The 26,055-nt window shown below is 70.1% G+C and carries 31 protein-coding genes; 10 read left to right on the forward strand and 21 right to left on the reverse strand.

All coding sequences use genetic code 11. The features are described 5' to 3' along the window. Nucleotides 1–66: 66 nt before the first annotated feature. The gene (locus KAK03_RS11905; protein WP_310738575.1) at nucleotides 67–1,029 is read left to right on the forward strand and encodes a ribose-phosphate pyrophosphokinase; all 963 of its coding nucleotides are present in this window, start codon (nucleotides 67–69) and stop codon (nucleotides 1,027–1,029) included. Nucleotides 1,030–1,121: 92 nt separating this feature from the next. Next, nucleotides 1,122–1,748 carry a 50S ribosomal protein L25/general stress protein Ctc gene (locus KAK03_RS11910; protein WP_210854169.1) on the forward strand — a complete coding sequence of 209 codons (627 nt, stop codon included), beginning with the start codon at nucleotides 1,122–1,124 and terminating at the stop codon, nucleotides 1,746–1,748. A 65-nt stretch (nucleotides 1,749–1,813) separates the two neighbouring features. On the opposite strand, the gene ald is transcribed toward KAK03_RS11910, so the two are convergent. Further along, entirely contained in the window at nucleotides 1,814–2,926 is a 1,113-nt protein-coding gene (gene ald / locus KAK03_RS11915) for an alanine dehydrogenase (RefSeq protein ID WP_210854170.1), read from the reverse strand. A gap of 129 nt (nucleotides 2,927–3,055) precedes the next feature. Here ald and KAK03_RS11920 point away from each other — a divergent pair, with 129 nt between their 5' ends. The 3 genes from KAK03_RS11920 to KAK03_RS11930 are packed head-to-tail and all read left to right on the forward strand — an operon-like array spanning nucleotide 3,056 to nucleotide 5,176. Then, the gene (locus KAK03_RS11920; RefSeq protein ID WP_210854171.1) at nucleotides 3,056–4,042 is read left to right on the forward strand and encodes a LysR family transcriptional regulator ArgP; all 987 of its coding nucleotides are present in this window, start codon (nucleotides 3,056–3,058) and stop codon (nucleotides 4,040–4,042) included. 7 nt (nucleotides 4,043–4,049) lie between these two features. After that, complete coding sequence (gene pth, locus KAK03_RS11925) at nucleotides 4,050–4,715, forward strand: aminoacyl-tRNA hydrolase (RefSeq protein ID WP_210854172.1); 666 nt, start codon at nucleotides 4,050–4,052, stop codon at nucleotides 4,713–4,715. Nucleotides 4,716–4,717: 2 nt separating this feature from the next. After that, nucleotides 4,718–5,176 carry a hypothetical protein gene (locus tag KAK03_RS11930; RefSeq protein ID WP_210854173.1) on the forward strand — a complete coding sequence of 153 codons (459 nt, stop codon included), beginning with the start codon at nucleotides 4,718–4,720 and terminating at the stop codon, nucleotides 5,174–5,176. A 12-nt stretch (nucleotides 5,177–5,188) separates the two neighbouring features. Here the strand turns inward: KAK03_RS11930 and KAK03_RS11935 are convergent, their stop codons facing one another. The 10 genes from KAK03_RS11935 to KAK03_RS11980 all read right to left on the reverse strand — a co-directional run bounded on the left by KAK03_RS11935 (nucleotide 5,189) and on the right by KAK03_RS11980 (nucleotide 11,366). After that, complete coding sequence (locus tag KAK03_RS11935) at nucleotides 5,189–5,458, reverse strand: YfhL family 4Fe-4S dicluster ferredoxin (protein ID WP_210854174.1); 270 nt, start codon at nucleotides 5,456–5,458, stop codon at nucleotides 5,189–5,191. Continuing rightward, nucleotides 5,458–5,964 carry a pantetheine-phosphate adenylyltransferase gene (gene coaD, locus KAK03_RS11940; protein WP_210854175.1) on the reverse strand — a complete coding sequence of 169 codons (507 nt, stop codon included), beginning with the start codon at nucleotides 5,962–5,964 and terminating at the stop codon, nucleotides 5,458–5,460. Before coaD ends, KAK03_RS11935 begins: the two co-directional genes overlap by 1 nt. Continuing rightward, nucleotides 5,961–6,572 carry a 16S rRNA (guanine(966)-N(2))-methyltransferase RsmD gene (gene rsmD / locus KAK03_RS11945; RefSeq protein WP_310738576.1) on the reverse strand — a complete coding sequence of 204 codons (612 nt, stop codon included), beginning with the start codon at nucleotides 6,570–6,572 and terminating at the stop codon, nucleotides 5,961–5,963. The genes coaD and rsmD overlap by 4 nt, the downstream gene beginning before the upstream one ends. Further along, on the reverse strand, nucleotides 6,569–7,348 hold the full coding sequence (gene hisF, locus KAK03_RS11950; protein WP_210854176.1) for an imidazole glycerol phosphate synthase subunit HisF: 780 nt from the start codon (nucleotides 7,346–7,348) through the stop codon (nucleotides 6,569–6,571). The genes rsmD and hisF overlap by 4 nt, the downstream gene beginning before the upstream one ends. Nucleotides 7,349–7,409: 61 nt before the next feature. Next, entirely contained in the window at nucleotides 7,410–8,150 is a 741-nt protein-coding gene (gene hisA, locus KAK03_RS11955) for a 1-(5-phosphoribosyl)-5-[(5-phosphoribosylamino)methylideneamino]imidazole-4-carboxamide isomerase (RefSeq protein ID WP_210854177.1), read from the reverse strand. Nucleotides 8,151–8,243: 93 nt separating this feature from the next. Further along, nucleotides 8,244–8,894 carry an imidazole glycerol phosphate synthase subunit HisH gene (gene hisH / locus KAK03_RS11960; RefSeq protein WP_210854178.1) on the reverse strand — a complete coding sequence of 217 codons (651 nt, stop codon included), beginning with the start codon at nucleotides 8,892–8,894 and terminating at the stop codon, nucleotides 8,244–8,246. Between the two features lie 91 nt (nucleotides 8,895–8,985). Then, a complete protein-coding gene (gene hisB, locus KAK03_RS11965) occupies nucleotides 8,986–9,582 on the reverse strand; it encodes an imidazoleglycerol-phosphate dehydratase HisB (protein ID WP_210854179.1) in 597 nt (198 codons plus the stop codon). Beyond that, on the reverse strand, nucleotides 9,579–10,673 hold the full coding sequence (gene hisC / locus KAK03_RS11970) for a histidinol-phosphate transaminase (protein WP_247661104.1): 1,095 nt from the start codon (nucleotides 10,671–10,673) through the stop codon (nucleotides 9,579–9,581). The genes hisB and hisC overlap by 4 nt, the downstream gene beginning before the upstream one ends. Before the next feature lie 4 nt (nucleotides 10,674–10,677). Beyond that, nucleotides 10,678–11,136, reverse strand: coding sequence for a PIN domain-containing protein (locus KAK03_RS11975; protein WP_310738577.1), 459 nt, complete (start codon nucleotides 11,134–11,136; stop codon nucleotides 10,678–10,680). Beyond that, nucleotides 11,133–11,366: a CopG family transcriptional regulator gene (locus KAK03_RS11980; RefSeq protein ID WP_210854180.1), complete on the reverse strand. Its 234-nt coding sequence runs from the start codon at nucleotides 11,364–11,366 to the stop codon at nucleotides 11,133–11,135. Before KAK03_RS11980 ends, KAK03_RS11975 begins: the two co-directional genes overlap by 4 nt. A gap of 150 nt (nucleotides 11,367–11,516) precedes the next feature. Here KAK03_RS11980 and KAK03_RS11985 point away from each other — a divergent pair, with 150 nt between their 5' ends. Continuing rightward, on the forward strand, nucleotides 11,517–12,380 hold the full coding sequence (locus KAK03_RS11985) for a hypothetical protein (protein WP_210854181.1): 864 nt from the start codon (nucleotides 11,517–11,519) through the stop codon (nucleotides 12,378–12,380). On the opposite strand, the gene hisD is transcribed toward KAK03_RS11985, so the two are convergent. The 6 genes from hisD to KAK03_RS12015 all read right to left on the reverse strand — a co-directional run bounded on the left by hisD (nucleotide 12,370) and on the right by KAK03_RS12015 (nucleotide 17,749). Next, nucleotides 12,370–13,686, reverse strand: a complete 1,317-nt coding sequence (gene hisD, locus KAK03_RS11990; RefSeq protein ID WP_210854182.1) for a histidinol dehydrogenase — start codon at nucleotides 13,684–13,686, stop codon at nucleotides 12,370–12,372. The two genes, KAK03_RS11985 and hisD, sit on opposite strands and share 11 nt — an antisense overlap. A 5-nt stretch (nucleotides 13,687–13,691) precedes the next feature. Continuing rightward, nucleotides 13,692–14,330 carry an ATP phosphoribosyltransferase gene (gene hisG / locus KAK03_RS11995; RefSeq protein ID WP_210854183.1) on the reverse strand — a complete coding sequence of 213 codons (639 nt, stop codon included), beginning with the start codon at nucleotides 14,328–14,330 and terminating at the stop codon, nucleotides 13,692–13,694. Next, nucleotides 14,330–15,595 (reverse strand): UDP-N-acetylglucosamine 1-carboxyvinyltransferase, encoded by a 1,266-nt coding sequence (murA, locus tag KAK03_RS12000; protein ID WP_210854184.1) that lies wholly within the window; start codon nucleotides 15,593–15,595, stop codon nucleotides 14,330–14,332. The genes hisG and murA overlap by 1 nt, the downstream gene beginning before the upstream one ends. A 58-nt stretch (nucleotides 15,596–15,653) precedes the next feature. Further along, on the reverse strand, nucleotides 15,654–15,932 hold the full coding sequence (locus KAK03_RS12005) for a BolA family protein (RefSeq protein WP_210800604.1): 279 nt from the start codon (nucleotides 15,930–15,932) through the stop codon (nucleotides 15,654–15,656). Nucleotides 15,933–15,980: 48 nt separating this feature from the next. Continuing rightward, complete coding sequence (locus tag KAK03_RS12010) at nucleotides 15,981–16,739, reverse strand: ABC transporter permease (protein WP_247661105.1); 759 nt, start codon at nucleotides 16,737–16,739, stop codon at nucleotides 15,981–15,983. A gap of 101 nt (nucleotides 16,740–16,840) precedes the next feature. Next, complete coding sequence (locus KAK03_RS12015; protein WP_210854186.1) at nucleotides 16,841–17,749, reverse strand: ABC transporter ATP-binding protein; 909 nt, start codon at nucleotides 17,747–17,749, stop codon at nucleotides 16,841–16,843. Between the two features lie 75 nt (nucleotides 17,750–17,824). Here KAK03_RS12015 and KAK03_RS12020 point away from each other — a divergent pair, with 75 nt between their 5' ends. Beyond that, nucleotides 17,825–18,493: a TetR/AcrR family transcriptional regulator gene (locus KAK03_RS12020; RefSeq protein ID WP_210854187.1), complete on the forward strand. Its 669-nt coding sequence runs from the start codon at nucleotides 17,825–17,827 to the stop codon at nucleotides 18,491–18,493. 35 nt (nucleotides 18,494–18,528) lie between these two features. Beyond that, on the forward strand, nucleotides 18,529–19,302 hold the full coding sequence (locus KAK03_RS12025; protein ID WP_210854188.1) for a tetratricopeptide repeat protein: 774 nt from the start codon (nucleotides 18,529–18,531) through the stop codon (nucleotides 19,300–19,302). A gap of 167 nt (nucleotides 19,303–19,469) precedes the next feature. Here the strand turns inward: KAK03_RS12025 and KAK03_RS12030 are convergent, their stop codons facing one another. Beyond that, nucleotides 19,470–20,921 (reverse strand): wax ester/triacylglycerol synthase family O-acyltransferase, encoded by a 1,452-nt coding sequence (locus KAK03_RS12030; RefSeq protein ID WP_210854189.1) that lies wholly within the window; start codon nucleotides 20,919–20,921, stop codon nucleotides 19,470–19,472. A 106-nt stretch (nucleotides 20,922–21,027) separates the two neighbouring features. Between KAK03_RS12030 and KAK03_RS12035 the strand changes: the two genes are divergently transcribed. Next, nucleotides 21,028–21,282, forward strand: coding sequence for an acyl-CoA-binding protein (locus tag KAK03_RS12035; protein ID WP_210854190.1), 255 nt, complete (start codon nucleotides 21,028–21,030; stop codon nucleotides 21,280–21,282). A 27-nt stretch (nucleotides 21,283–21,309) separates the two neighbouring features. Here the strand turns inward: KAK03_RS12035 and KAK03_RS12040 are convergent, their stop codons facing one another. From KAK03_RS12040 to KAK03_RS12050, 3 genes are read right to left on the reverse strand one after another with little or no spacing between them, the layout of a single operon-like run. Continuing rightward, complete coding sequence (locus tag KAK03_RS12040) at nucleotides 21,310–21,615, reverse strand: polyhydroxyalkanoic acid system family protein (protein WP_210854191.1); 306 nt, start codon at nucleotides 21,613–21,615, stop codon at nucleotides 21,310–21,312. Between the two features lie 14 nt (nucleotides 21,616–21,629). Continuing rightward, the gene (locus tag KAK03_RS12045; RefSeq protein ID WP_210854192.1) at nucleotides 21,630–22,724 is read right to left on the reverse strand and encodes an aminopeptidase; all 1,095 of its coding nucleotides are present in this window, start codon (nucleotides 22,722–22,724) and stop codon (nucleotides 21,630–21,632) included. Between the two features lie 13 nt (nucleotides 22,725–22,737). Next, on the reverse strand, nucleotides 22,738–24,765 hold the full coding sequence (locus KAK03_RS12050; protein ID WP_210854193.1) for a molybdopterin-containing oxidoreductase family protein: 2,028 nt from the start codon (nucleotides 24,763–24,765) through the stop codon (nucleotides 22,738–22,740). A 119-nt stretch (nucleotides 24,766–24,884) separates the two neighbouring features. On the opposite strand from KAK03_RS12050, the gene KAK03_RS12055 reads away from it, so the two are divergent. Beyond that, nucleotides 24,885–26,015, forward strand: a complete 1,131-nt coding sequence (locus tag KAK03_RS12055; protein WP_210854194.1) for an ABC transporter substrate-binding protein — start codon at nucleotides 24,885–24,887, stop codon at nucleotides 26,013–26,015. Nucleotides 26,016–26,055: the final 40 nt, after the last annotated feature.

A 26,055-nucleotide genomic window follows, 5' to 3' on the forward strand; every position in this document is an offset into this window, starting at 1 on the left:
TGTTGGGGCGCGGTTGTCGTTTCCAGAGTCACCTTGTCCAGGCCTGCCATCACCGGAGAATCCGACGTGCTGTTCAACACCGTCCTGTTCACGGGCAATGCCAACCCGGTGCTGGCCCGCGAGATCGCCTCGCACCTGGGCGTCGAGCTGGGCAAGGCCAGCGTCGGCCGCTTCTCCGACGGCGAAGTCACCGTCGAGATCCAGCAGAACGTCCGCGCCCGCGACGTCTTCGTGGTGCAGCCCACCTGCGCCCCGACCAATGAGAACCTGATGGAACTCATGATCATGGTCGATGCGCTCAAGCGCGCCAGCGCGCGCCGCATCACGGCCGTGGTCCCCTACTTCGGCTACGCCCGCCAGGACCGCCGTCCGCGCTCCACCCGCGTGCCCATCAGCGCCAAGGTGGTGGCCAACCTGCTGGAAACCGTGGGCGTCGAGCGCGTGCTCACGATGGACCTGCACGCCGACCAGATCCAGGGCTTCTTCGACATCCCGGTCGACAACATCTACGCCAGCCCGGTGCTGCTGACCGACCTGAAGGCCAAGAACTACCCCGACCTGGTGGTGGTCTCGCCGGACGTTGGCGGCGTGGTGCGCGCCCGCGCGCTGGCCAAGCAGCTGGGCTGCGACCTGGCCATCATCGACAAGCGCCGTCCCAAGGCCAATGTCTCCGAGGTGATGCACGTCATCGGCGAGATCGACGGCCGCAACTGCGTGATCATGGACGACATGATCGACACCGCCGGCACGCTGGTGAAGGCGGCCGAGGTGCTGAAGGACCGCGGCGCCAAGCACGTCTACGCCTACTGCACGCACGCGGTGTTCTCGGGCCCGGCGATCGAGCGCATCGAGAAGTCGCACCTCGACGAGGTGGTCATCACCAACACCATCCCGCTGTCCGACGCGGGCAAGGCCTGCAAGAAGATCCGCCAGCTGTCGGTGGCCTTCCTGTTCGCCGAGACCATCCGCCGCATCTCTGACGGCGAATCGGTCACCTCCCTCTTTGCGGAGCAGAACAACAACTTCTGACCCGCATCCGCTGGCGCCCCGATGTCCGGGGCGTCTTTTCAACTGGGGCCGGCCTGGTCGCGGGAGGCCCCGACTCCCAACAAGGAGCTGTCATGCAATTCGTCGCTTTCGAGCGCAAGCTGCAGGGGACCGGAGCGAGCCGCCGCCTGCGCAACACGGGCAAGGTGCCCGGCATCGTGTTTGGCGCGGGTGAACCGACCATGATCGAGCTGGACCACAACGCCCTCTTCTTCGCGCTGAAGAAGGAAGCCTTCCACTCGTCCATCCTGGACATGGAACTGAACGGCGCCACCCAGAAGGTGCTGCTGCGCGACTTCCAGATGCACCCCTGGAAGGCCCAGGTCCTGCACATCGACTTCCAGCGCGTGGACAACACCACCAAGCTGCGCAAGAAGGTGCCGCTGCACTTCTCCGGCGAGGAGAACTCGGTCGCCGTCAAGACCGACAAGTGCATCGTCAACCACAACGCCACCGAGGTCGAGATCGAGTGCCTGGCGGTTGAGCTGCCCGAGTTCATCGCCGTGGACCTGTCGGGCCTGGTCAAGGGCAAGAGCCTGCACGTCTCCGAAATCACCCTGCCGGCCGGTGCCAAGCTGGTCAAGCACGGCACCAAGGACCCGGTGATCGTGTCGGTCGCCGAGCCCAAGGAAGAGGAAGTCATCGTCGCCGCCGCCGCGCCGGCCGCCGACGACAAGAAGGGCAAGAAGGGCAAGAAGTAATTCGCCGCCCTTCCGCCCGGAAGACCAAAGCCCCGCCTCGGCGGGGCTTTGTCGTTGATGGGGGGTCATAGCAGCGAGTCGGCGGCCACGTAGTCGTAGCCCAGGTCGCGCGCCACGGCCTGGTAGGTGACCTTGCCGGCGGCCACGTTCAGGCCGGCCTTGAGGTGCGGGTCCTCCTTCATGGCCTGCTTCCAGCCCTTGGTGGCCAGCGCCAGGCCATGGCCGATGGTGGCGTTGTTCAGCGCGAAGGTGCTGGTGCGCGCCACCGCGCCGGGCATGTTGGCCACGCAGTAGTGCACCACGCCGTCGACCACATAGGTGGGCTCGGCGTGGGTGGTGGCCTTCGAGGTCTCGAAGCAGCCGCCCTGGTCGATCGCCACGTCCACCAGCACCGCGCCCTTCTTCATGCAGCGCACCATCGGCCGCGTCACCAGCTTGGGCGCAGCGGCACCGGGCACCAGCACGCCGCCGATCACCAGGTCGCTCTCCAGCACCTTCTCTTCCAGCGCCTGGGCGCTGGAGTACAGGGTCTTGATGCGGTTGCCGAAGACCAGGTCCAGCTGGCGCAGGCGGTCGACGTTCTTGTCCATCACGGTGACGCGCGCGCCCAGGCCGATGGCCATCTGCAGCGCATGCGTGCCCACCACGCCGGCGCCGATGATCAGCACATGCGCCGGCTCCACGCCGGGCACGCCGCCCAGCAGCACGCCCATGCCGCCCTTGGACAGCTCCAGATGCGCCGCGCCGGCCTGCACGCTCATGCGGCCGGCCACCTCGCTCATCGGCGCCAGCAGCGGCAGGCCGCCGTTCGGGCCGGTGATGGTCTCGTAGGCCACGCAGATGGCGCCGGACTTCACCAGCGCCGCGGTCTGCTCGGGGTCCGGGGCCAGGTGCAGGTAGGTGTAGAGGATCTGGCCCTCGCGCAGCATCGCGCATTCCTGCGGCTGCGGCTCCTTGACCTTGACCACCATGTCGGCACGGGCGAAGACCTCGGCCGCGTCGCGCACCAGCGTGGCACCGGCGGCGGCGTAGTGCTCGTCGTGCAGACCGATGGCCGCACCGGCGCCGGACTGCACCAGCACCTCATGGCCGCGGGTGGTGAACTCGCGCACGCTGGCCGGCGTGAGGCCGACGCGGTACTCGTGGTTCTTGATTTCCTTGGGGCAACCGATGCGCATGGTCTGTCTCCTGTGGCCCGGGCCTCGTGGGCCCGTGGATGCGCATTGTTGGGAGCGCCGGGCGGCGGGTGAACATCTATCGCCAAATCAGGGATTACATTAGCGTCTCTGATACAGGAGCCCCCTGCCGTGCACGCCCTCGATACCGCCGGCCTGGATTGCCTGGCCGCCCTGGCCGAGGCCGGCAGTTTCGAGCGTGCCGCGCAGCTGCTGTCGATCACCCAGTCGGCGGTGTCCCAGCGCCTGCGCGCGCTGGAAACCCATGTCGGCCACCTGCTGGTGGTGCGGGCCCGCCCCCTGCGGCTGACCGAGCCCGGCAAGGTGCTGCTGCGCTATGCGCGGCAGATGCAGGCGCTGCGTGCCGATGCGGCGCGCGAACTGGGCGCCACCCTGGCGCGCGACGAGCGGCTGCCGATTGCCGTCAACGCCGACAGCCTGGCCACCTGGGTGCTGCCAGCGCTGGACCCGCTGGTGCAGGCCGGCCAGCGTCAGGGCTACGGGCTGGAGCTGATCGTCGACGACCAGGACTTCACCCACGACTGGCTGCGCCAGGGCGAGGTGCTGGGCTGCGTCAGCACCGTGGCCACGGCACTGCGCGGCTGCACCGTACAGCCGCTGGGGCTGATGCGCTACATCGCGGTGGCCTCGCCGGCCTTCATTGCGCGCTGGCTGCCGCAGGGGCTGACACCGGCCAACTTCGCCCAGCTGCCCTTCATCGTCTTCAACCGCAAGGACGACATGCAGGCGCAGTGGGTGGCCCAGGCCTTCATGCTGCGCGAGCCACGGCTGAAGGAGCGCTTCGTGCCCAGCTCCGAAGCCGGTGCGCATGCCGCGGCCATGGGCTGGGGCATCGCGGTGCTGCCCGAGCTGCTGGCGCGGCCGATGATCCAGGCGGGCACGCTGGTGCAGTTGCGGCCCGATGTGACGATCGACGTCGCCCTGCACTGGCACCAGTGGCGCCTGGGCGGCGACGAGGGCGAGGCCTCGCGCGGCGGCCCGCCCGGGCTGATGGAGCAGATCGGCCAGGCGGTGATCGCCGGGGCCCGCCAGGCGCTGGCGCCGGCGGGCGGGCCTCCCCCATCAGAGGGCCAGCCGGGCGCTGCCCGGCGCCGATAATCGCCACATGATTCGATTGATCGTCGGCCTGGGCAACCCCGGGCCCGAGTACGAGGACACGCGCCACAACGCCGGCTTCTGGTGGGTGGAACAGGCCGCGCGCCGGCTGGGCGGCTCGCTGGTGCATGACCGCGCCTACCACGGCCTGGTGGCCCGGGTGAACCGTCCGGCAGGACCGGTCTGGCTGCTGGAGCCCATGACCTACATGAACCTCTCGGGCAAGGCGGTGGCGCCACTGGCGCGCTTCTTCAAGATCGCCCCGGCCGAGATCCTGGTCGTGCATGACGAGCTCGACCTGCCGCCCGGCCAGATGAAGCTCAAGCAGGGCGGCGGCAATGGCGGCCACAACGGCCTGAAGGACATCCAGGCCCAGCTGGGCAGCGGCGATTTCTGGCGCCTGCGCCTGGGCATCGGCCACCCGGGCGTCAAATCCGAAGTGGCTGCTTACGTGCTGCGCAAGCCGCCGGCGGCCGAGCGCGAGGCCATCGAGAAGAACATCGACGACTCCCTGCCCACGCTGGACGCCCTGCTGGCCGGCGAGATGGCCCAGGCCCAGCTGAAGATCCACGCCCGGCCGCCGCGGCCCAAGCCGCCGCGCGATCCGGTCAAGGCGGCAGCGCCCGCCGCCACACCGGCCACACCAGCCGAACCCGCCCCCTCCTCGGAGCCCTGACCATGCCCCCGCCGCCCTGCAGTACCCGGCGCCCCCGCGTACTGTGCGGCGGGCCCCTGAGCCTGGCGCTGTGTCTGTGCCTCGGCCTGAGCGCCGCCCGGGCCGAGGTCTACCGCTGCGGCAGCAGCTACCAGGACAGCCCCTGCCCCGGCGGTCGCACGGTGAACGTGGACGACGCCCGCAGCCCCGAGCAGCGCGCCGAGGCCCACGAAAGGCAACGACAGGAGCGCGAGCGGGCCAACGCCCTGGCCGCCGAGCGCCATGCCCAGGAGCGCCTCCAGCGCCCCGCCACGGCGCCGGCCGGCATCGCGGTGCGCCAGCCCGACGACCTGGACGCCCTGCCCTCCGAGCATCCCTGCGCCAGCGCGGAAGGCCGCCACCCGGGCAAGGCCCGGGCGCGCATCCAGTGTCTCAACGGCTTGCCGGTCTACAAGGCACAGGCCACCCAGCGCGGCCGCTGACCGACCCCGCGCTCAGGCGGGCCTGGCGGCCGCCGCGGCGGCCTGCAACTGCTCGTACTTGGCCTGCAGCTGCTCGCGGGTTTCGGTGTGCCAGGGGTTGATCGGGATGCACTCCACCGGGCAGACCTGCACGCACTGCGGCTCGTTGAAATGGCCCACGCACTCGGTGCAGCGGGCCGGGTCGATCACATAGAACTCGTCGCCCATGCTGATCGCCTGGTTCGGGCATTCGGGCTCGCAGACGTCGCAGTTGATGCACTCCGACGTGATCATCAGCGCCATCAGGACTCCTTGGGCTGGGACACGCGCTCACGCAGGCGCGACAGCACCGAGGGTGCCACGAACTTCGAGACATCACCGCCCAAGGTGGCAATCTCGCGGATGAAGGTGCTGCTGACGAACTGGTACTGGTCGCCGGGCGTCAGGAAGATGGTTTCAACGTCGGGCATCAGCTGGCGGTTCATGCCGGCCATCTGGAACTCGTACTCGAAGTCGCTGACCGCGCGCAGGCCGCGCACCACCACCTTGCCGCCGCGCGCCAGCACGAAGTCGCGCAGCAGGCCGCGGAACTCGACAACCTCGATGTTGCCGTACTCGGCCGACACCTCGGTGGCCATGCCCAGGCGCTCGTCCAGCGTGAACATCGTGCGTTTGTGGTGGCCGGCGGCCACCGCCAGGATCAGCTTGTCGAACAGCGCGCTGGCGCGCCGGATCAGGTCCTGGTGGCCCAGGGTGATCGGGTCGAAGGTGCCGGGGTAGACGGCGATCACGGGGCGCTGGATGCTCATGGGCTGAGGCTCGGCTCGGTGGGGAGGTGATGCTGCCACAGCGCGGCGTGCACCGCGCCGGCACGCCCGCTGCGCCAGGGCTGCAGCGCGGCGGGCACGGTGCCGGCGTAGGGCTCGCCGGCCTCCAGGTAGACCAGGCCGCCAGGCACCAGCAGGCGCGCGGCGGCGGCCAGCGCGCGCTCGCCCAGGCCGGCGGCAAAGGGCGGATCCAGCAGCACCAGCTCGAACGCGGCCGGCGGTGCCGAGGCCATCCAGGCCAGCGCATCGGCGCGCTGCACGCGCAGTGTGGTGGCCTTCAGGCGTTCGCGCGAGGTGTGGAGCGAGCGAACCAGCTCGGCGTCCTGCTCCAGCAGCGTCACCTCGGCGGCGCCGCGCGAGGCGGCCTCGAAGCCCAGCGCGCCCGAGCCGGCGAAGGCGTCCAGCACGCGCCAGCCCGACAGGTCCTGGCCCAGCCAGTTGAACAGGGTTTCGCGCAGGCGGTCAGGTGTGGGGCGCAGGCCGGGCTTGTCGGCCACCGGCAGCAGGCTGCGCTTCCAGGCGCCGCCGATGATGCGCACCTGGTGCGCCGCGGCCCGGGGCGCCCCCGGCCGGGCGCGCGCCGTGCTCACCGGCGCACCGGCACGCCGGCGCGCGCCAGCATGTCCTTGGCCTGACCCACGGTGAACTCGCCGTAGTGGAAGATGCTGGCTGCCAGCACCGCGTCGGCCCCGCCGACCTGGATGCCCTCGACCAGGTGCTCCAGCGCGCCCACGCCGCCCGAGGCGATCACCGGCACCGGCACCGCGTCGCTGACGGCGCGCGTGAGCGCCAGGTCGAAGCCGACCTTGGTGCCGTCGCGGTCCATGCTGGTCAGCAGGATCTCGCCCGCGCCATGCTCGGCCATCTGCCGGGCCCAGGCGACGGCGTCGATGTGCTCGTTCTTGCGCCCGCCGCGGGTGTAGACGTCCCAGCCCGGGCCTTTGGCAGCCAGGTCGTCGCCCACGCGCTTCTTGGCGTCGATGGCCACCACGATGGCCTGCGAGCCGTACTTGTCCGAGGCGTCGCGGATCAGCTGCGGGTTGGCCACCGCGGCCGAGTTGAAGCTGACCTTGTCGGCGCCGGCATTGAGCAGCCGCCGCACATCGTCCACCGTGCGCACGCCGCCGCCCACGGTCAGCGGAATGAAGACCTGCGAGGCCACCGCCTCGATGATGTGCAGGATCAGGTCGCGCTCGTCGCTGGTGGCGGTGATGTCCAGGAAGGTCAGCTCGTCGGCGCCCTGCTCGTTGTAGCGCGCGGCAATTTCGACCGGGTCACCGGCGTCGCGCAGTTCGACGAAATTGACGCCCTTGACGACCCGTCCACCGGTGACGTCCAGGCAGGGAATGATGCGTTTGGCCAGCATGGCGGGTTCGGCCGGTGGCCGCAGCAGTGGGACGCGGGCAGCCGCCCGCGCCGGAAAGGAATCAGCCGTTGAGCTCGTCCGCGCGCGCCTGGCCCGCGGCAAAGTCCAGGGCGCCGGTGTAGATCGAGCGGCCGCAGATCACGCCCTCGACGCCGTCGCTTTCCACGGCGCACAGGGCCTCGATGTCGGCGATGTTGGACAGGCCACCCGAGGCAATGACCGGGATGCTCAGCGCCTGCGCCAGCTTGACGGTGGCCTCGATGTTGATGCCGGTGAGCATGCCGTCGCGGCCGATGTCGGTGTAGATCACGCCCTCGATGCCGTAGTCCTCGAACTTGCGGGCCAGGTCGACCACCTCGTGGCCGGTGAGCTTGCTCCAGCCGTCGGTGGCGACCTTGCCGTCCTTGGCGTCGAGGCCGACGATGATGTGGCCGCCGAAGGCCGTGCAGGCATCGCGCAGGAAGCCGGGGTTCTTGACCGCGGCGGTGCCGATGATCACGTAGCTGATGCCGTCATCCAGGTAGCGCTCGATCGTGTCGAGGTCACGGATGCCGCCACCGAGCTGCACCGGGATCTCGTCGCCCACTTCCTTCAGGATGGCCTTGATCGCGCCCTCGTTGATCGGCTTGCCCGCGAAGGCGCCGTTCAGGTCGACCAGGTGCAGGCGGCGCGCGCCGGCATCGAGCCAGCGCCGGGCCATCGCGGCCGGGTCCAGCCCGAAGGTGGTGGAGGCGTTCATGTCGCCCTGTTCAAGGCGGACGCATTGACCGTCTTTGAGGTCGATCGCAGGGATCAGCAGCATGGCTCGTCGAGCGCGGGTGGGAAGTGGGATGGGCGCGCGCGCGTGGACATCACGCGCGGCGACGCGAAGATTGAGGACGTGGCCGGCAGCGGGTCACGGGTTCCAGTGGAGGAAGTTGCGGTACAGCGCCAGGCCGTGCTCGGCGCTCTTCTCGGGGTGGAACTGGGTGGCGAAAATATTATCCCGCGCCACCGCGCAGGTAAAGCGATCCCCATACTCGGTCGTGCCGGCGCTGTGGTGCGGGTCCGACGGCGCGGTGTAGAAGCTGTGCACGAAATAGAACCAGGACTCGTCGGGCACGCCGGCCCACACCGGGTGGCTGCCCACCTGGCGCACCTGGTTCCAGCCCATCTGCGGCACCTTGTAGCGGCTGCCGTCGGGCTGCGTGCGGCCCTCTAGGCGGAAACGCTTCACGCGGCCGGGGATCAGGCCCAGGCCCGGCGTGTCCTGCTCCTCGGAGTGGTCCAGCAGCATCTGCATGCCCACGCACACACCCATCAGGGGCTTGCCGGCGGCCACCGAGGCCAGCACCGCCTCCTTCAGGCCGGAGTCGGCGAACTCGCGCATGCAGTCGCGCATCGCGCCCTGGCCGGGCAGCACGATGCGCTCGGCGGCATGCACCTCCTCGGGGCGCTGGGTGACGATGACGTCCACCCCCTCGCCGGCGGCGACATGCATCACCGCCTGCGACACCGAGCGCAGGTTGCCCATGCCGTAGTCGACGACGGCGACGGTTCGCGTCATGGCCGACCTCCCGCCGGGCCGCCCCAAGGGAGGTCAGCCCCCTCGGGGGGTAGCGATGGCGCGAAGCGACAAGCTTGGGGGCTCACGTTCATCAGAGGCTTCCTTTGGTCGAAGGAACCACGCCGGCCGAGCGCGGATCAGGCGTCAGCGCCATGCGGATCGCGCGGCCGAAGGCCTTGAAGATGGTCTCGCACTGGTGGTGCGCGTTGTGGCCCTTGAGGTTGTCGATGTGCAGGCTGACACCGGCGTGGTTGACGAAGCCCTGGAAGAACTCGTAGGTCAACTGGGTGTCGAAGCCGCCGATCATGCCGCTGGTGAACTTCACGTCCATCGCCAGGCCCGGGCGGCCGGAGAAGTCCACCACCACGCGCGACAGCGCCTCGTCCAGCGGCACATAGCTGTGGCCGTAGCGGGTGATGCCCTTCTTGTCGCCCACCGCGGCGGCCACCGCCTGGCCCAGCGTGATGCCGACGTCTTCCACTGTGTGGTGGCCGTCGATGTGCAGGTCGCCCTGGGCCTCGATCTCCAGGTCGATCAGGCCGTGGCGGGCGATCTGGTCGAGCATGTGGTCGAAGAAGCCGATGCCGGTGGCCAGGCTGGCGCGGCCGCTGCCGTCCAGGTTGACCTTGACGCGGATCTTCGTCTCGTTGGTGTCGCGCCGGATCTCGGCGATGCGCTCGGTGCTCATGCGGTGGTGTCCTTCAGCGCGGCCTCGAAGGCCGCCAGCATCTGCGTATTTTCCTCCGGCGTGCCCACGGTGATGCGCAGGCAGCCGGCCAGCAGCGGGTGCAGGCCGCTGACGTTCTTGATCAGCACCTGGCGCGCCTTCATGCCGGCGAAGAGGGCCGCGGCATCGGGCACGCGCACCAGGACCATGTTGGCCTCGCTGGGGAAGGGTTGCACGCCCGGCAGCGCCTGCAGTGCGGCAAAGATGCGCGCGCGCTCGCTGCGGATGATGGCCGCCTGGCGGGCGTACTCGTCCACATGTTCCAGCGCGAACAGCGCGGCCTCGCAGTTGAGCACGCTGATGTTGAACGGCGGGCGCAGCTTGTCCAGTTCGGCGATCAGTGGCGCGCGGCCGATCAGGTAGCCGATGCGCACCCCGGCCAGGCCGAACTTGCTCATCGTGCGCATCAGCAGCACATGCTCATGGCGCTGCAGCCGCGCCAGCGAGTCGCGCGAGGCGAAGGGCTGGTAGGCCTCGTCCATCACCACCAGGCCGGGGGCGGCCTCGATGATGGCGTCGATGGCGCCGTCGTCCCACAGGTTGGCGGTGGGATTGTTCGGGTAGGCCAGCCAGACCACGGCGGGCTGGTGCTCGCGGATCGCGGCCAGCATGGCCGGCGCATCGAGCTGGAAGTCAGGCGTGGTGGGCACGCCCACGAAGCGCAGGCCCTGCAGTCTGGCGCTCAGCTCGTACATCACGAAGCCGGGCAGCGGCGCCAGGATCACGTTGCCGGGCACGTCGGCAGCCAGGGTCAGCAGGCTGATCAGCTCGTCCGAGCCGTTGCCCAGCATGATGTCGCAGCCGGCGGGCATCTGCGCGTGCTGTGCCAGTTCGGCGCGCAGCACGTCGCCGCGCTCGGCCGGGTAGCGGTTCAGCGCCACCTCGGCCAGGCGCGCGCCCAGCTGCTGGCGCAGCGCGGGCGGCAGCTGGAAGGGGTTCTCCATCGTGTCGACCTTGACCATGCCGGCGCTGGGCTGCACGGCATAGCCATGCAGGCCCTGCACGTCGGCACGCAGGACACGTTTCATGCGGTCGGCCAGGGAGGCGCTCATGGCATCAGGCTTTCGGGGCGGGTTCGTCGAGCACGGCAGGCCCGACCAGGAAGGGGTTGAGGATCTGCACGCTGTCGATCTGCTGGCCGTGCTGCAGGTCTTCGGTCAGCAGGTAGCGGCAGCCCTGGTGCTGGGCGGCCGCCACCACCAGTGCGTCCCAGTAGTTCAGGCCGAAGCGGCTCTCGATCGCCCAGGCGGTTTCCACCGTCGGGTGGTCGGTCTGCCAGGGCTTCCAGTGCTGGTAGCGGCGGACCTCGGCGCGCGCATCACCGGCCGAGATGGCGGTGGTGAACTTGCGGCGGGCGTTGTTGTAGAACTCGTTGAGCACCTGACCGCTGATGCGCCCGCAGCGGCGCGTCCAGCAGGCGCCCACCCAGCCGCGGGCGGCGTCGCGCTTGGCCGGGTCGCGGTCGTCGAAGCAGTAGAGCAGGACATTCGTGTCCAGCATCAGCAGCGTGCTCACCGGCGGCCCCGCGTGTAGATCTCGTCGCGCGTGGGGTAGCGGCCGTCAGAGCTGCCGAAGCTCTTGAACTCCAGCGCCTCGCGCATCGCGCGCTCATAGGCATCGTCGTGCCGCATCTTCTCGGCCAGCAGCTCACCCACCAGGCGCGAGACGCTGGTGTTGCGGCGCGCCGCCTCCAGCCGCGCCCATTCGGCGACGCTGTCTTCCATGGTGATGGTGACGTTCTTCATCTGCGGGGTCTCCCGGTGCGGGATGGTCGCAGGATAACACGAAGTTCGTGTAACACGAACTTCGTGTTCCATTGGATGAGGGATGCGCGCCATGCCCGTCACGTGCCACGCTGTGGGCGCTCCTGGGTGGTCCGAGACGGAGGATGGGCGATGAAGATGGTGAGCCTGCGATTCGACGGTGTGAGCTACTGGGCACAGGTCGATGGCGGCCCGGAGTTCCTGGTGGGCCAGCGGGTCTCCTACCAGGGCCGCAAGGGCCTGAGCAACCTGAAGGGGACGCCCGCTCAGCGCTACGATCCGCGCCGGCACCTGGCCGACCACTCGGCCGTCTGGCTGTACTTCCTGGCACCCACTGCTGCGGCCGAGGGCGGCCTGTTCCACACCCTCAATACCTACGACCGGGCCGCCTTCACCTTCGGCTTCCTGCAGTACGCGGCGCACGTGCCCGACGGCGACTTCGTGGTCTACCTGCGCGCCCTGCTGGCGTTGCCGGGCGCGGCCGACTACTTCCCGGACCTGGTGCTGCTGGATGGCCGCGTGCACCGCCATGCCGATGACGGTCTGCGTCCGCTGGAATCGGCGGCCAGCACCGCGCCGCTGATGGCCTGGCTCAACCCCAGCACGGCCCAGGTGGAGGACACCGAGGTGATCCAGGCCGCCCGCTTCATCCACTGGGTGCAGAACGACCCGGCCCACCGCGCGCTGCAGGTGCGCTCGGGCGTGGAGCACATGCAGGCCGCGATGCGCCGCTACGACGCTGCCTACGGCCTGGATGGCCGGCCGATCGAGCAGTGCCTGCTGGTGGCCGACATCCGCCACCAGGGGCGGGGCAGCAGCAGCGAGATCCGCCTGGCGCTGCAGGCGAATCAGCCGGTGGAGGCGTTGCTGAACGTCGGTGCCAACCAGTACCCGGAGCGCATCAAGACGCTGCGCAAGGCGCTGAAGATGCTGGCCGGCGAGCCGAGCTTTGCCGGCCAGCGCTGGCGCAGCGCCCTGAAGGATTTCAGCGCTTGAGCCGGTACTCAGCCGCCAGCGCGTGGCCCTGCAGCCCCTCGCCGTAGGCCAGTTCGGCGGCGATCACGCCCAGCACCTGCGCGCCGGCCTCGCTGACCTCGATCAGGCTGGAGCGTTTCTGGAAATCGTAGGTGCCCAGCGGCGAGGAAAAGCGCGCGGTGCCCGAGGTGGGCAGCACGTGGTTGGGGCCGGCGCAGTAGTCGCCCAGGCTCTCGCTGGTGTAGGCACCCAGGAAGATCGCGCCGGCGTGCTTGAGCAGTGGCTCCCAGCGATGCGGCTCGGCACTCGAGACCTCCAGGTGCTCGGGCGCGATGCGGTTGCTGATCGCGCAGGCCTCGTCCATGTCGCGCGTGACGATCAGCGCGCCGCGGCCTTCCAGGCTGGCGCGGATCACGGCCTCGCGCGGCATGGTGGGCAGCAGGCGGTCGATCGCGGCGCGCACCTGGGCGATGTAGCCGGCGTCGGGGCACAGCAGGATGCTTTGCGCCAGCTCGTCATGCTCGGCCTGGCTGAACAGGTCCATCGCCACCCAGTCGGCCGGCGTGCTGCCGTCGGCCAGCACCAGGATCTCGCTGGGGCCGGCGATCATGTCGATGCCCACCTGGCCGAAGACCCGGCGCTTGGCGCTGGCCACGTAGGCGTTGCCGGGGCCGGTGACCTTGTCCACCGGCGGCACGGTGGCGGTGCCGTAGGCCAGCGCCGCCACGGCCTGGGCGCCGCCGATCGTGAAGGCGCGGGTCACGCCGGCCACATAGGCGGCGGCCAGCACCAGCGCGTTCTTCTCGCCCTTGGGCGTGGGCACGACCATGATGATCTCGCCCACCCCGGCCACATGGGCGGGGATGGCGTTCATCAGCACGCTGGACGGGTAGGCCGCCTTGCCGCCGGGCACATAGATGCCCACGCGGTCCAGCGGCGTGACCTTCTGGCCCAGCAGGGTGCCGTCCTCGTCGCGGTAGCTCCAGCTCTGGCCGCTGGCGGCCAGCTGGCGCTCGTGGTAGCTGCGCACCCGGGCGGCGGCCGCCTGCAGCGCGTCGCGCTGGGCCGGCGTGATGGCCTCGAAGGCCGCCTTCAGTTCGTCCCGGGTCAGCTCCAGCGCGGCCACGCTGTCGGCGCTCAGGCCATCGAAGCGGGCGGTGTACTCGAGCACCGCGGCGTCGCCGCGGGCCTGCACGTCGGCCAGGATGTCGGCCACGCGCTGCTCGATGGCCGCGTCGGTGTCGGCCGACCAGTGGCGCAGGCGGGCGAACTCGGCGTCGAAGTCGGGGGAGCGGGTGTCGAGCTGGCGCAGGTTCAGGGCGGACATGGGGGTCAGGCCGGAATGGCCGTGGCGAAGGCGTCGATCAGCGGCCGCAGGCGGTCGCGCTTGAGTTTCAGCGCGGCCTGGTTGACCACCAGGCGCGAGGAGATCTCCATGATGTGCTCGACCTCGACCAGCTTGTTGGCCACCAGCGTCTTGCCGGTGGAGACCAGGTCGACGATGGCATCGGCCAGGCCGGTCAGCGGCGCCAGCTCCATCGAGCCGTACAGCTTGATCAGGTCGACGTGCACGCCCTTGTCGGCAAAGTGCTGGCGCGCCACGGCGGTGTACTTGGTGGCCACGCGCAGCCGCGTGCCCTGGCGCACCTCGGCGGCGTAGTCAAAGCCCTCGCGCACCGCCACGCTCATGCGGCACTTGGCGATGTTCAGGTCCAGCGGCTGGTACAGGCCCTCGCCGCCGTGTTCCAGCAGCACGTCCTTGCCGGCCACACCCAGGTCGGCGCCGCCGTGCTGCACGTAGGTGGGCACGTCGGTGGCGCGCACCAGCACCACGCGCACATCGGGCTGGTTGGTGGGCAGGATCAGCTTGCGGGTCTTCTCGGGGTCTTCCAGCACCTCGATGCCGGCCGCCGCCAGCAGCGGCAGCGTCTCCTCGAAGATGCGGCCTTTGGACAGGGCAAGGGTGATCATCACGAGATCCGTTCGATGTCGGCACCCAGCGCGCCGAGCTTGCGCTCGATGCGGTCGTAGCCGCGGTCGAGGTGGTAGATGCGGTCGACCACGGTCTCGCCTTCGGCCACCAGGCCGGCGATGACCAGACAGGCCGAGGCGCGCAGGTCGGTGGCCATGACGGTGGCGCCTGAGAGGCGCGGCACGCCCTCGATCATCGCGGTGCGGCCGTCGGTCTGGATGCGTGCGCCCAGGCGCAGCAGCTCGTTGACGTGCATCATGCGGTTCTCGAAGATCGTCTCGGTCACCGTGGAGGCGCCTTCCGACACGATGTTCAGCGCCATGAACTGCGCCTGCATGTCGGTGGGGAAGCCCGGGTACTCGGTGGTGCGAAAGCTCTGCGCCTTCAGCCGGCCCTCGGCGCGCACGCGCACGCCGCCGGGCTCTTCCAGCACGGTGGCGCCGGCATCGCGCAGCTTCTCGATCACCGCGTCCAGGTGGTCGGCGCGGGCCTCGCGCAGCAGCACATCGCCGCCGGCAGCGGCCACCGCGCACAGGAAGGTGCCGGCCTCGATGCGGTCGGCCACCACGCTGTGCTCGCAGCCGTGCAGGCGCTCGACACCCTGGATGCGGATGCGGCTGGTGCCGTGGCCTTCGATCTTCGCGCCCATGCGGATCAGCATCTCGGCCAGGTCGGGGATCTCGGGCTCCTGGGCGGCGTTCTCCAGCACGGTCTCGCCCTCGGCCAGCGCAGCGGCCATCATCAGGTTCTCGGTGCCGGTGACGGTGACCATGTCGGTGGTGATGCGCGCGCCGCGCAACCGGGTGAGGCCGGGCTGCAGCCGGGCCATCATGTAGCCGTGCTCGACGTCGATCTCGGCGCCCATGGCGCGCAGGCCCTTGATGTGCTGGTCCACCGGCCGCGAGCCGATGCCGCAGCCGCCCGGCAGCGAGACCTTGGCGTGGCCGAAGCGGGCCACCAGCGGACCCAGCGCCAGCACCGAGGCACGCATGGTCTTGACCAGTTCGTAGGGCGCTTCGGGGTTGGACAGGTCGGCGGCGTTCAGCTGCACCGTGCCGTTGTCATCGCGCTCGGCCGTCACGCCCATGTGGCGCACCAGCTTGAGCATCGTGGACACGTCCTGCAGGCGCGGCACGTTGTGCAGCACGACCGGCTCGGCGGTCAGCAGTGCGGCGCACAGCTCGGGCAGCGCGGCGTTCTTGGCGCCGGAGACGCGGACCTCGCCATGGAGGCGGCGTCCGCCGCGGATCAGGAGTTTGTCCATCTGGAGATGTGGCAAAGGCCGGTCCCGCACCCAGCGGCACCGACCGGAATCGTGGAAATCAGTGCGGCGCCAGCGGCTGCAGGCCGCCCTGGGCGCCATCGGCCGCCCATTCGGCCGGCGTCAGCGTCTTCATCGACAGCGCGTGGATCTCCTCGCGCATGCGCTCGCCGAGCGCACCGTAGACCAGCTGGTGGCGGCGCACCCGCGGCAGACCCTGGAAGGCCGGCGAGACGATGGTGGCGTAGAAGTGGCGGCCGTCGCCGTCCACCTCCAGATGCTCGCAGGCCAGACCGGCGGCGATGAAGCTCTTGACTTGGGCAGGGGTGGGATCGGCCATGATCCCCCGATTATCGCCGATGCCCCCTGACCGGCCGTTCCCGAGGGCTCAGGCGCGCAGCTTGTAGCCGCTGTGCAGCAGCCGCAGTGTCCAGGCGGCCACCACCAGCGTGGCCCCGCCCACCACCGCCAGACTCAGCCAGGGCGACACGTCCGACACGCCGAAGAAGCCGTGGCGGAAGCCATCGATCATGTAGAAGAAGGGGTTGAAGTGGCTGGCCGCCTGCCAGAAACCGGGCAGCGAATGGATCGAGTAGAAGACCCCCGCCAGCATGGTCATGGGCATGACGATGAAGTTCTGGAAGGCCGCCATCTGGTCGAACTTCTCGGCCCACAGCCCGGCCACCAGGCCCAGCGAGCCCATCAGCGTGGCGCCCAGCACCGCGAACACCAGCACCCAGGCGATGTTGTCCAGCCCCGGCGGCGAGAACCACATCGTCACCACCAGCACGCCCAGGCCCACCACCACGCCGCGCACCACCGACGCACCCACATAGGCCAGGTACCAGGCCCAGGGCGACAGCGGCGTCACCAGCAGGAACACCAGGTTGCCGGTGATCTTGCTCTGGATCAGGCTGGACGAGGTGTTGGCAAAGGCGTTCTGCAGCAGGCTCATCATCACCAGGCCGGGGATCAGGAACGCCGTGTAGGGCACGCGGCCGTAGACGGTGACATGGTCCTCCAGCACATGGCCGAAGATCATCAGGTAGAGCACCGCGGTCAGGATGGGCGCACCCAGCGTCTGGAAGCTGACCTTCCAGAAGCGCAGCACCTCCTTGTAGAACAGCGTGCGCGCGCCTTGCAGCATGCCAACCCCTCGTCGACCGGGTACGGTCGCCGATCCCCCAAGGGGATCCGGGCCGGCTTGGGAGCGGCCCGGCGCTCGGCCCGGAACATTCTCGGGGGCGTTCATGCCTTGCCTCCCTGCATGATGGCGAGGAACACGTCCTCCAGGTCGGCGCGGCCGATCTCCAGGTCCTCGATGCGCACGCCGGCCTCGCGCAGGCGGGCCAGCACGGCCTCGACCCCCGCCGCATCCTTGGCCGCCACCTGGGCGATGCGGCCGGTCACGCGGGCGCGCGACGCCAGGTCGGGCGGCAGCGTGTCGTCGGTCTTGAAGCGCAGCACGCTGCCCTTGGCGTCGGCCAGCAGGTTGGCGGTGCGGTCCAGCGCGACGATGCGGCCCTGCTTGAGCATCGCGATGCGGCCGCACAGCGCTTCGGCCTCTTCCAGGTAGTGGGTGGTCAGCAGCACGGTGTGGCCCTGCTTGTTGAAGCGGGCAATGAACTGCCACAGCGTCTGGCGCAGTTCCACATCCACGCCGGCGGTGGGTTCGTCCAGCACGATCACCGGCGGCTTGTGCACCAGCGCCTGCGCCACCAGCACCCGCCGCTTCATGCCGCCCGAGAGCTGGCGCATGTTGGCGCTGGCCTTGTCGGCCAGACCCAGGCCGGCGAGCAGCTCGTCGATCCAGTCGTCGTTGTTGCGCACGCCGAAGTAGCCGCTCTGGATGCGCAGCGCCTCGCGCACATTGAAGAACGGGTCGAAGACCAGCTCCTGCGGCACGATGCCCAGCGCCCGTCGCGCGGCGGCGTAGTCGGCCACCACGTCGTGGCCCATCACGGTGACGCGGCCGGCGGTGGCCCTGGCCAGGCCGGCGAGGATGCTGATCAGGGTGGTCTTGCCGGCGCCGTTGGGGCCGAGCAGGCCGAAGAACTCGCCTGGCTCGATGTCGAAGCTGACGCCGTCGAGCGCCCGCACCTGTCCCCGCGCGCCGTTGTAGGTCTTGGCGACCTCTTGAAAGGAAACGGCAGGCATGGGGCCATTGTAGGGAGGACCACCAAACCCCATGGGGCACCTTGGTGCTAGATTGGCCGGCTGACATCCCGCACCATGGCCAGCCCGTCCGCCACCAAGAAACCCCGCCGCACCGCCGAGCGCATCCTCGAGGTCACGCTGGACCTGTTCAACCGCTTCGGCGAACCGAACGTCTCGACCACGCTGATCTCGGCCGAGATGGGCATCAGCCCGGGCAACCTGTACTACCACTACCCGGCCAAGGATGAGTTGGTCAACGCGCTGTTCGACCGCTACGAGAAAGCGCTGAACCCGCTGCTGAGCGCCGCCGACGACGTGCGCCACGTGGAGGACGCCTGGCTGTTCTTCCACATGCTCTTCGAGCTGATCTGGGACCACCGCTTCCTCTACCGCGACCTCAACGACCTGCTCAGCAAGAACCGTCGGCTGGAGACCCATTTCCAGTTCGTCCTGAAGCACACCACGCAGGCGGTCGAGGCCGTGCTGCGCGGGCTGCTGCGCGGCGGCGCGATCCGGCCCGACCAGCCGGCCGGCCCCGCCACGGCCAATGCCATGGTGGTGGTGCTGACCTACTGGCTGAGCTACGAATTCGTGCGCGAGCCGCGCAAGGCGCTGGAAGCCGAGCATGCCGCCACCACGCTGGCGCGTGGCGCCTGGCACGTGCTGAGCCTGCTCGAGCCCTACCTGGAACCCTCGCAGCGCGAACACCTGCACCGCCTGGCGGCCGACTACCGCCAGCCCTGATCCCCGTCCGCCACAACACCCACAGGAGACACACGATGGCCAAGTGGACCGCCTTCCCCTACGACGCCGCCGACTACACCTACGACGCCGCGGCGCTGAAGAAGCACTGGGCGCGTCTGCACGCGGGCGACGCCGAGCCCTGGCCCAAGGACGAGGCCTCCCAGGCCGCCTGGGCGCTCTACCACGCCGGCCAGTTCCAGAAGGCGGTCGAGGCCGGGCTGAAGGCCGGCGGCTCGGGCCTGAATGCCGCCAACAAGGCGCAGGCGATCTACGCCAACTACCTGGAGAAGAGCGAGAAGGTCAAGCTGGCCCTGTTCACCGAAGTGGCCGAGCGCGCCGCCGCGCTGGCCGAGGCCGAGCCCAAGAACGCCAATGCCCACTACCTGCAGGCCTATGCGCTGGGCCGCTACAGCCAGGGCATCAGCGTGACCAAGGCGCTGGCCCAGGGCCTGGGCGGCAAGGTCAAGACCGCACTGGAAACCGCGATCAAGCTGAGCCCCAAGCACGCCGACGCCCACATCGCGCTGGCCGCCTTCCACGCCGAGGTGATCGACAAGGTCGGCAAGCTGCTGGGCAAGACCCAGGGTGCCGACGCCGCCACTGGCCTGAAGCTCTACAAGGAAGCGCTCAAGCTGAACCCGGCCAGCGCCATCGCCCGCGTGGAGTACGCCAACGGTCTGGTGATGCTGGAAGGCGACAAGCGCATGGCCGAGGCCGAGGCGCTGTACCAGGAGGCCGCCGGCTGCGCGCCGATGGATGCGATGGAGCGGCTGGACGTGGAGATGGCCAAGGCCGAACTGGACGACTGAGCTGGAGCCCCCAGGCTAGCCGCTACGCGGCGTCGCGCCCTGCGGGCCTCGGCTGGCCTGGCGGCCACCCCGCTCGTCAGGCGTACCGCGTCCACAGGACGCAGTGCGTCCAGACTCGCCCCCCCAAGGGGGCCGCGCCCGCCTTGGGGCGGCCCGGCGGCGGGCAATCACTCCTCCGCGTCGCCCCAGGGCAGCATCAGCGCCAGGTACAGCAGCTGTTCGAACTCGGGCTGGAAGCGCTCGATGATCGCTTCCGGGTCCGGGCACATCGCGTCGTCGGTGATCAGGCCGAACTGCACGCCGCCGGCGTAGCTGAGGATGCTCACGCCCAGGCCGATGTCGCCGCTTTGCGGCACCCAGAACATCACCTGGCGGATCGTGCGGCCGCACATGCGCAGCGCCTCGCGCGGGCCGGGCACGTTGGTCATCACCGCGGTGGTCTTCTTGGCGAAGAGGTTGAGCATCGCGTCCTGCGCCGGCTTGACCAGCAAACCGGCCAGTGCCAGCAGCGCGAACACCAGCACCGGCTGGTAGCCGCCCTTGAGCGCGTTCATGCGCGCACGCACCGCGGCCAGGCGCTCGACCGGGTGCTCGATGCCGATCGGCAGCACCAGCGGCACCAGGCCGAAGCGGTTGCCCAGCTTCCAGGCCTGTTCCAGCGGGCGCAGGTTGAAGGGGATCATCGCGCGGATCTCCTTGCCCGCCGTGTCCTCGCCCTGCTCGCGCAGGTAGCTGCCGATGGCGCCGGCCACGCAGCTCAGCAGCACGTCGTTGATCGACGCATCCAGCGCCTGCCCCACCGCCTTGACCTCGGTCAGCGGCAGCGGCTCTCCCCAGGCCACCCGCTTGCCGGGCGTGGCCTTGCCTTTCAGCCGCGTGGGCGAGTCGTCGGGCATCAGCGCCAGCGAGGCCAGGTCGGACACCGCCTGCGCACCGATGCGCGCGATCTCCAGCCCGCCGGCCAGCGGCTGTGTCGGGTGGGCCATCAGCTCGATCGACTTGGCCATGCCGTCGCCGGTCAGGCCGATGGCCTTGATCGTGACGTCGGCCACCGGCTTGATGAAGACATCGGCCAGCCACTCGGCCGAGTCGGCGGGCGGCTCGACATCGTGCTCGCGCACCGGCGGCGGCGTGCCGCCGTCGGTGATGGACAGCAGCACCGAGATCAGCGCGATGCCGTCGCCCACGCAGTGGTGCACGCGGGCGATCAGGGCGCTGCGGCCCTGGCCGTCACCCTCGTCCAGCCATTCGACCAGGTGGAACTGCCACAGCGGCCGGTCGCTATCGAGCGGGTCGCCAGTGAGTTCGGCCACGCGTGTCTTCAGCGCCTCCAGCGGCGCGGTGCCCGGCGGCACGTCCAGGGTCTCGGCGGTGACGTGGTGGTCCAGATCGAAGGCCTCGTCCTCGACCCAGCTGGCGCCCAGCGCATCGTGCACCACCTTCTGCCGGAAGCGGCCGTACTTCAGCAGCGCGCCACCGACGCGCTCGCGCAGCTCGGCCAGGCCCAGCGCCGGCTCGAGCAGCCAGACGCCGACGATCATCATCAGGTTGGCGTCGGAATCCATGCGCAGCCAGGCGTAGTCGACGCGTGACATGCGCTCGGCGCGGGGAGCGGACATGGGGAGCTTCCTCTAGAGAATGGGCGGGCCAGCCGGTGACGATGCTGGGTAACATCGCCAGCGTCAAGCCAGACTTTCCCACACCCGCCACCGCAGGAGACCGACCATGGCCGATCTGAAAGCCGCCTTCGAGCAAGCCGTGACCGAGAGCAAGCAGCTGCCCGAGAAGCCGGACAACATGACCCTGCTGAAGATCTACGCGCTGTACAAGCAGGCCACGCAGGGCGACGTGGAAGGCAAGCGCCCGGGTTTCACCGACATGGTCGGCCGCGCCAAGTTCGACGCCTGGGCCGAGCTCAAGGGCACCGGCAGCGACGACGCGATGCAGCAGTACATCGACCTGATCGAGTCGCTCAAGTGATCGCGGCGGGGCACGCGGCCCCGCGCCTCACTTCTTCTTGCCGGCCTTGGCCAGCGCAGCGTCGAGGTTCTTGGTGATCTCGGCCTCGATCTGGCCGGCAAAGGCGCCCAGCAGCAGGCCCAGCTTGGCGTACAGGTCCACGTGCTCGCCGCTGACCTCGAGCTGGCCGCGCACGCCCGAACGCGTGAACTCGACCATGTCGCTGTTCTCGCCCTCGTAGATCGTGCATTCCATGTCGAACTTCTGTTCGACATCCTCGGCGAACTTCAGGGCCATCTCGCGCGCCTTCTTCAGGCCCAGCGTGTGCTCACGGCGGATGCGGATCTCGGACATCGGTGGGGTCTCCGTCAGGGTTGCAGGGCACGCAAGGCGGCCTCGCGTTGGTCTCGGGGCTGGCCAGCCAGCTGCTGCACGGCCGCGTGGAAGCGCCGGAAATCGCGGCCCTCGCGCGCGAACAGCGCCTCGAAGGCCGGCACCCAGGCATGGTAGGCCGCCTGCACGCCCAGCGAGGCATTGTTGCTGCGGGCGATGTAGGCATCGAAGCCGTTGTAGCCGTCCCAGCGCTCGCGCTTGAGACGTTCATGCTCGTCGCGCAGCCGGGCCATCTCGGCGGCCTTGCCGGCGCGCTTGTCGGCCTCGCTGCCGGGGCCGCGGTACAGCGCGTCCAGCCGGTCGCGCGTGGCCTGGGTCAGGGCGCGCAGCTCGCGGCGACGCTGGTCGAAGCGCTGGTACTGCTCGCGGGCCTCGGCGCTGGCGCGCTCGGCCAGCCAGCGCGCGCCGCCCAGGCGCTCCACCGCGGTGGCGTAGCTCTCATTGAACACGGTGTCGCCCTCGGCATAGGCCACCTGGTGGCTCAGCTCGTGGAAGATCAGACGGGCCAGTTCGCCCTCGGGCCACTGGATGAAGCTGGAGAGCAGCGGATCGCCGCCCAGCCAGTCCGAAAAGCCCAGGGTGGAGTAGGCCGGCACCGCGTAGACACTGGTCTCCCAGCCCTCGGGCGGCAGCGTGGCGGCGTAGGCCTCGGCCGCCGCCTGGTCGAAGTAGCCGCGGTAGCTGACGCAACCGACGACCGGGAAGCACCAGGTCTTGAGCTGCAGCGACAGCTCAGGCGCAGCCACCACGTTCCACACCGCGGCGGCGCGGTGGATGTCGGCGTAGGCGCGGTAGCTGCGGTTGTCGGGCAGGCCCAGCTCACTCACCGCGTAGTCGCGCATGCGCTGGGTCAGCGCGAGGCGCTGCTTCAGGGTCTCGGGCGTGGCGGGGTCGGCGATCACCTCGCTCACCGGCCGCGCCGAAGCCAGCAGGCCCAGGTGGCCGCCGGCCGACTGCGCCAGGTAGCCGATCGAGGTGCAGCCGCTGGTGAGGCACAGCGTGCCGGCCGCAGCCAGCGCCAGCAGCAGCGAGCCGGCACCGGCCCACATCAGCGCGCGACCCCAGCGCATGCCCGCCGCCCCATCACAGCGCGGTCACCTCGACGAGGCAGTCGTAGAAGGATGGCGCCTGGCCCAGGTCGGTGAGCTGCTGGTGGGTCAGCTCGTTGACATTGGTGCCGTTGCGGCCGAACTTGCGCCACCACACGCCCAGGCCGTTGACCACGCCCGGCCGCGCGCGGCCGTTGACGCGCAGCACGCAGTGGTGCTCGCCGCGGTCGTTGAAGACGCGCACCGGCTGGCCGTCGGCCAGGCCGCGGGCGGCGGCGTCGTCGGCATGCATCTCCAGGCAGGGATCGCCCTCGATGGCACGCAGGCTCTTGACGTTGACGAAGGTGGAGTTCAGGAAATGGCGCGCCGGCGGCGAGATCATCGCCAGCGGGTAGCGCGCGGCCAGCTCGGGCGTGGCTTCCTGGCACTCGTGGTTCAGGACCACCTCGGGCAGCGGCGTGGCCAGGGCCTTGCCGCTGGGCGTGGCGAAGCCGCCGTCGGCGAAGGGCGCGTCGGGCACCGGCAGGCGGGTCCAGCCGTCGCGCCACAGCGCGGCGTGGTCGATGCTGTCGTTGAACGCGCCGCGCGCCAGGGCCTCGTCGCTGTCCTGGAAGCAGGGCTCGGTGAAGCCCATCCGGGTCGCCAGCTGGCGGAAGATCTCGGCATTCGAGCGCGACTGGCCGCGCGGCGGAATCGCCGGCTGGTTGATCAGCACCCAGGTGTGGCCATAGCTGGTGTGGGCGTCCCAGTGCTCCAGCTGGGTGGTGGCCGGCAGCACGTAGTCGGCGTGGTCGGCGGTGTCGGTCAGGAAGTGCTCCAGCACCACGGTGAACAGGTCCTCGCGGCGGAAGCCCGCCACCACCTTGCCCGATTCGGGCGCCACCGCCACCGGGTTGCTGTTGTAAACCACCAGCGCCTCGATCTTCGGGCCGAACCCGGCGCCGCCGGGGTGCAGCAGCGCGTCGCCGATGGTGCTCATGTTGACGGTGCGCGGCTGGCGGCCAGCCAGCAGGTCGGGCCGCTGCAGCCAGGCGCTGCGCTTGGCCGGCGCGGCCCAGCCCGAGGCCGACAGCAGCAGACCACCGGCGCGGTGGCGCCAGGCGCCGGTGAGGCAGGGCAGCAGCGCGATCAGGCGCACCGCGTTGCCGCCGCCACGCACGCGCTGCATGCCGTAGTTCAGGCGGATCGCTGCCGGCGCGGTGGTGGCGTAGTCGCGCGCCAGGCCGCGCACCTCGTCGGCCGTCAGGCCGCAGGCAGCCGCGCTGCGCTCGGGCGGCCACTGCAGCGCCAGCTCGCGCAGCGCCGGCCAGCCCTCGACATGGCGGTCGATGTAGTCCTGATCGAGCCAGCCCTGGGTGATCAGCTCGTGCATCAGGCCCAGCGCCAGTGCGCCGTCGGTGCCGGGGCGCAGCGCCAGGTGCTGGTGGCATTTCTCGGCGGTTTCGGTGCGGCGCGGGTCGATCGCGATCAGCTTGGCACCGGCCCGCTTGGCGGCCTGGGCGTAGGTCCAGAAGTGCAGGTTGGAGGCGATCGAGTGGCTGCCCCAGACCAGGATCAGCCGGCTCTCGGCAAAGTGCTGCACATGCATGCCCAGCTTGCCGCCGTAGGTGGCGGCCAGGCCCTCGCCGCCGGCCTCGGCGCAGATGCTGCGGTGCAGGCGCGAGGCGCCCAGGCGGTGCCAGAAGCGCGCCGCCATGCTCTCGCCCTGCACCAGGCCCATCGTGCCGGCGTAGCTGTAGGGCACGATGGCCTCAGGCTGGCGCGCGGCGATCGCGGCCAGGCGGGCGGCGATGTCGTCCAGCGCCTCGTCCCAGCTCACCGGCTCGAAGCGGCCCTCGCCCTTGGCGCCAACGCGGCGCAGTGGCGTCAGCACGCGCTCGGGGTGGTCGGTGCGCTCGGCATAGCGCGACACCTTGGTGCACAGCGCGCCGTGGGTGGTCAGGTGGTCGGGATCGCCCTGGATGCGCACGATGCGCTCGCCGTCCACCGTCACCTTCATGGCACAGGTGTCGGGGCAGTCGTGCGGACAGGCGGCGTGGACGGTGCGCAGGGACTCGCTCATGGGCGGCGATGATGGCACAGCCGCCTCCCACGATCGAGGTCAGGGTCTCGGTCGCGGAAAAGACCGAAACCGCTGCCAGAATCCGCCCCACAACATCGACCTCGTTGGGAGTCCTGACCATGAACCGCCATCGTCGCCAGGCACTGGGCGCGCTGGGGGCGGCCGCACTCGGCTGGCCGCTGGCCGGCCGCGCGCAGCGCAGCAACCGCCTGGTGCTGGGCCAGTCGGCCGCCTTCAGCGGCCCGGCCGCGCAGCTGGGCATCGAGCTCAACCGCGGCGCCAAGCTGTGCTTTGACGCCTTCAACGCCGCCGGGGGCCTGAACGGCACCACGATCGAGATCCAGTCGCTCGATGACGGCTACGACCCCGAGCGTTGCAAGGCCAACACCGCGCGCTTCCTGTCGGATGAGGTCTTCGCGCTGTTCGGCTATGTGGGCACGCCCACCTCGCTGGCGGCGATGCCGCTGGTCAAGGAGGGCCGCACCCCCTTCATCGCCCCGTTCACCGGCGCGATGTCGTTGCGCGAGCCGGCGCTGCGCCAGGTCTTCCATGTGCGCGCCTCGTACGACGACGAGACCGCGCTGATCGTGCGCCAGCTGACCGGCCTGGGGCTCAAGCGCATCGCGGTGTTCCGCCAGAACGACAGCTACGGCCAGGCCGGTCTGGACGGCGTGGTCAAGGCCCTGAAGGCGCAGCAGCTGGAGCCGGTGGCGGTGGGCACGGTGGAGCGCAACACCGTGGACGTGGCGGCGGCCGTGAAGGCCATCGTCGCCGCCCGGCCGGATGCGGTGGTGCAGATCAGCGCCTACAAGAGCTGCGCCGCCTTCGTGCGCGCAGCGCGCCGGGCCGGCTACGGCGGCACCTTCTACAACGTGTCCTTCGTCGGCACGCAGGCGCTGGCCGACGAGCTGGGCAAGGAGGCGCACGGCGTGATGGTCAGCCAGGTCATGCCCTACCCCTACACGCAGTCGATCCCGATCGTGCGCGAGTACCTGGAGCTGGTGCGCAAGGCCGGTGGCGGCCTGCGGCCCAATTACTCGGGCATCGAGGGCTACATCGGCGCGCGGGTGCTGATCGAGGGGCTCAAGCGGGCCCGCAGCATCAGCCCGGACGGCCTGGTGGGCGGTCTGGAGGCGCTGCAGAACCACTCGCTGGGCGGCTTCAGCGTCAACTTCTCGGCCGGCAACCATGTGGCCTCGCGCTTCGTCGAGCTGTCGATGCTGACCGAGAACGGCGGCGTGCGCCGCTGACCCCCGGCCCACCGGGGTCGTGCCCCGGCCGCTAAGATCG

The organism is Ideonella alba (assembly GCF_018069845.1).
Taxonomy (GTDB): domain Bacteria; phylum Pseudomonadota; class Gammaproteobacteria; order Burkholderiales; family Burkholderiaceae_C; genus Ideonella; species Ideonella alba.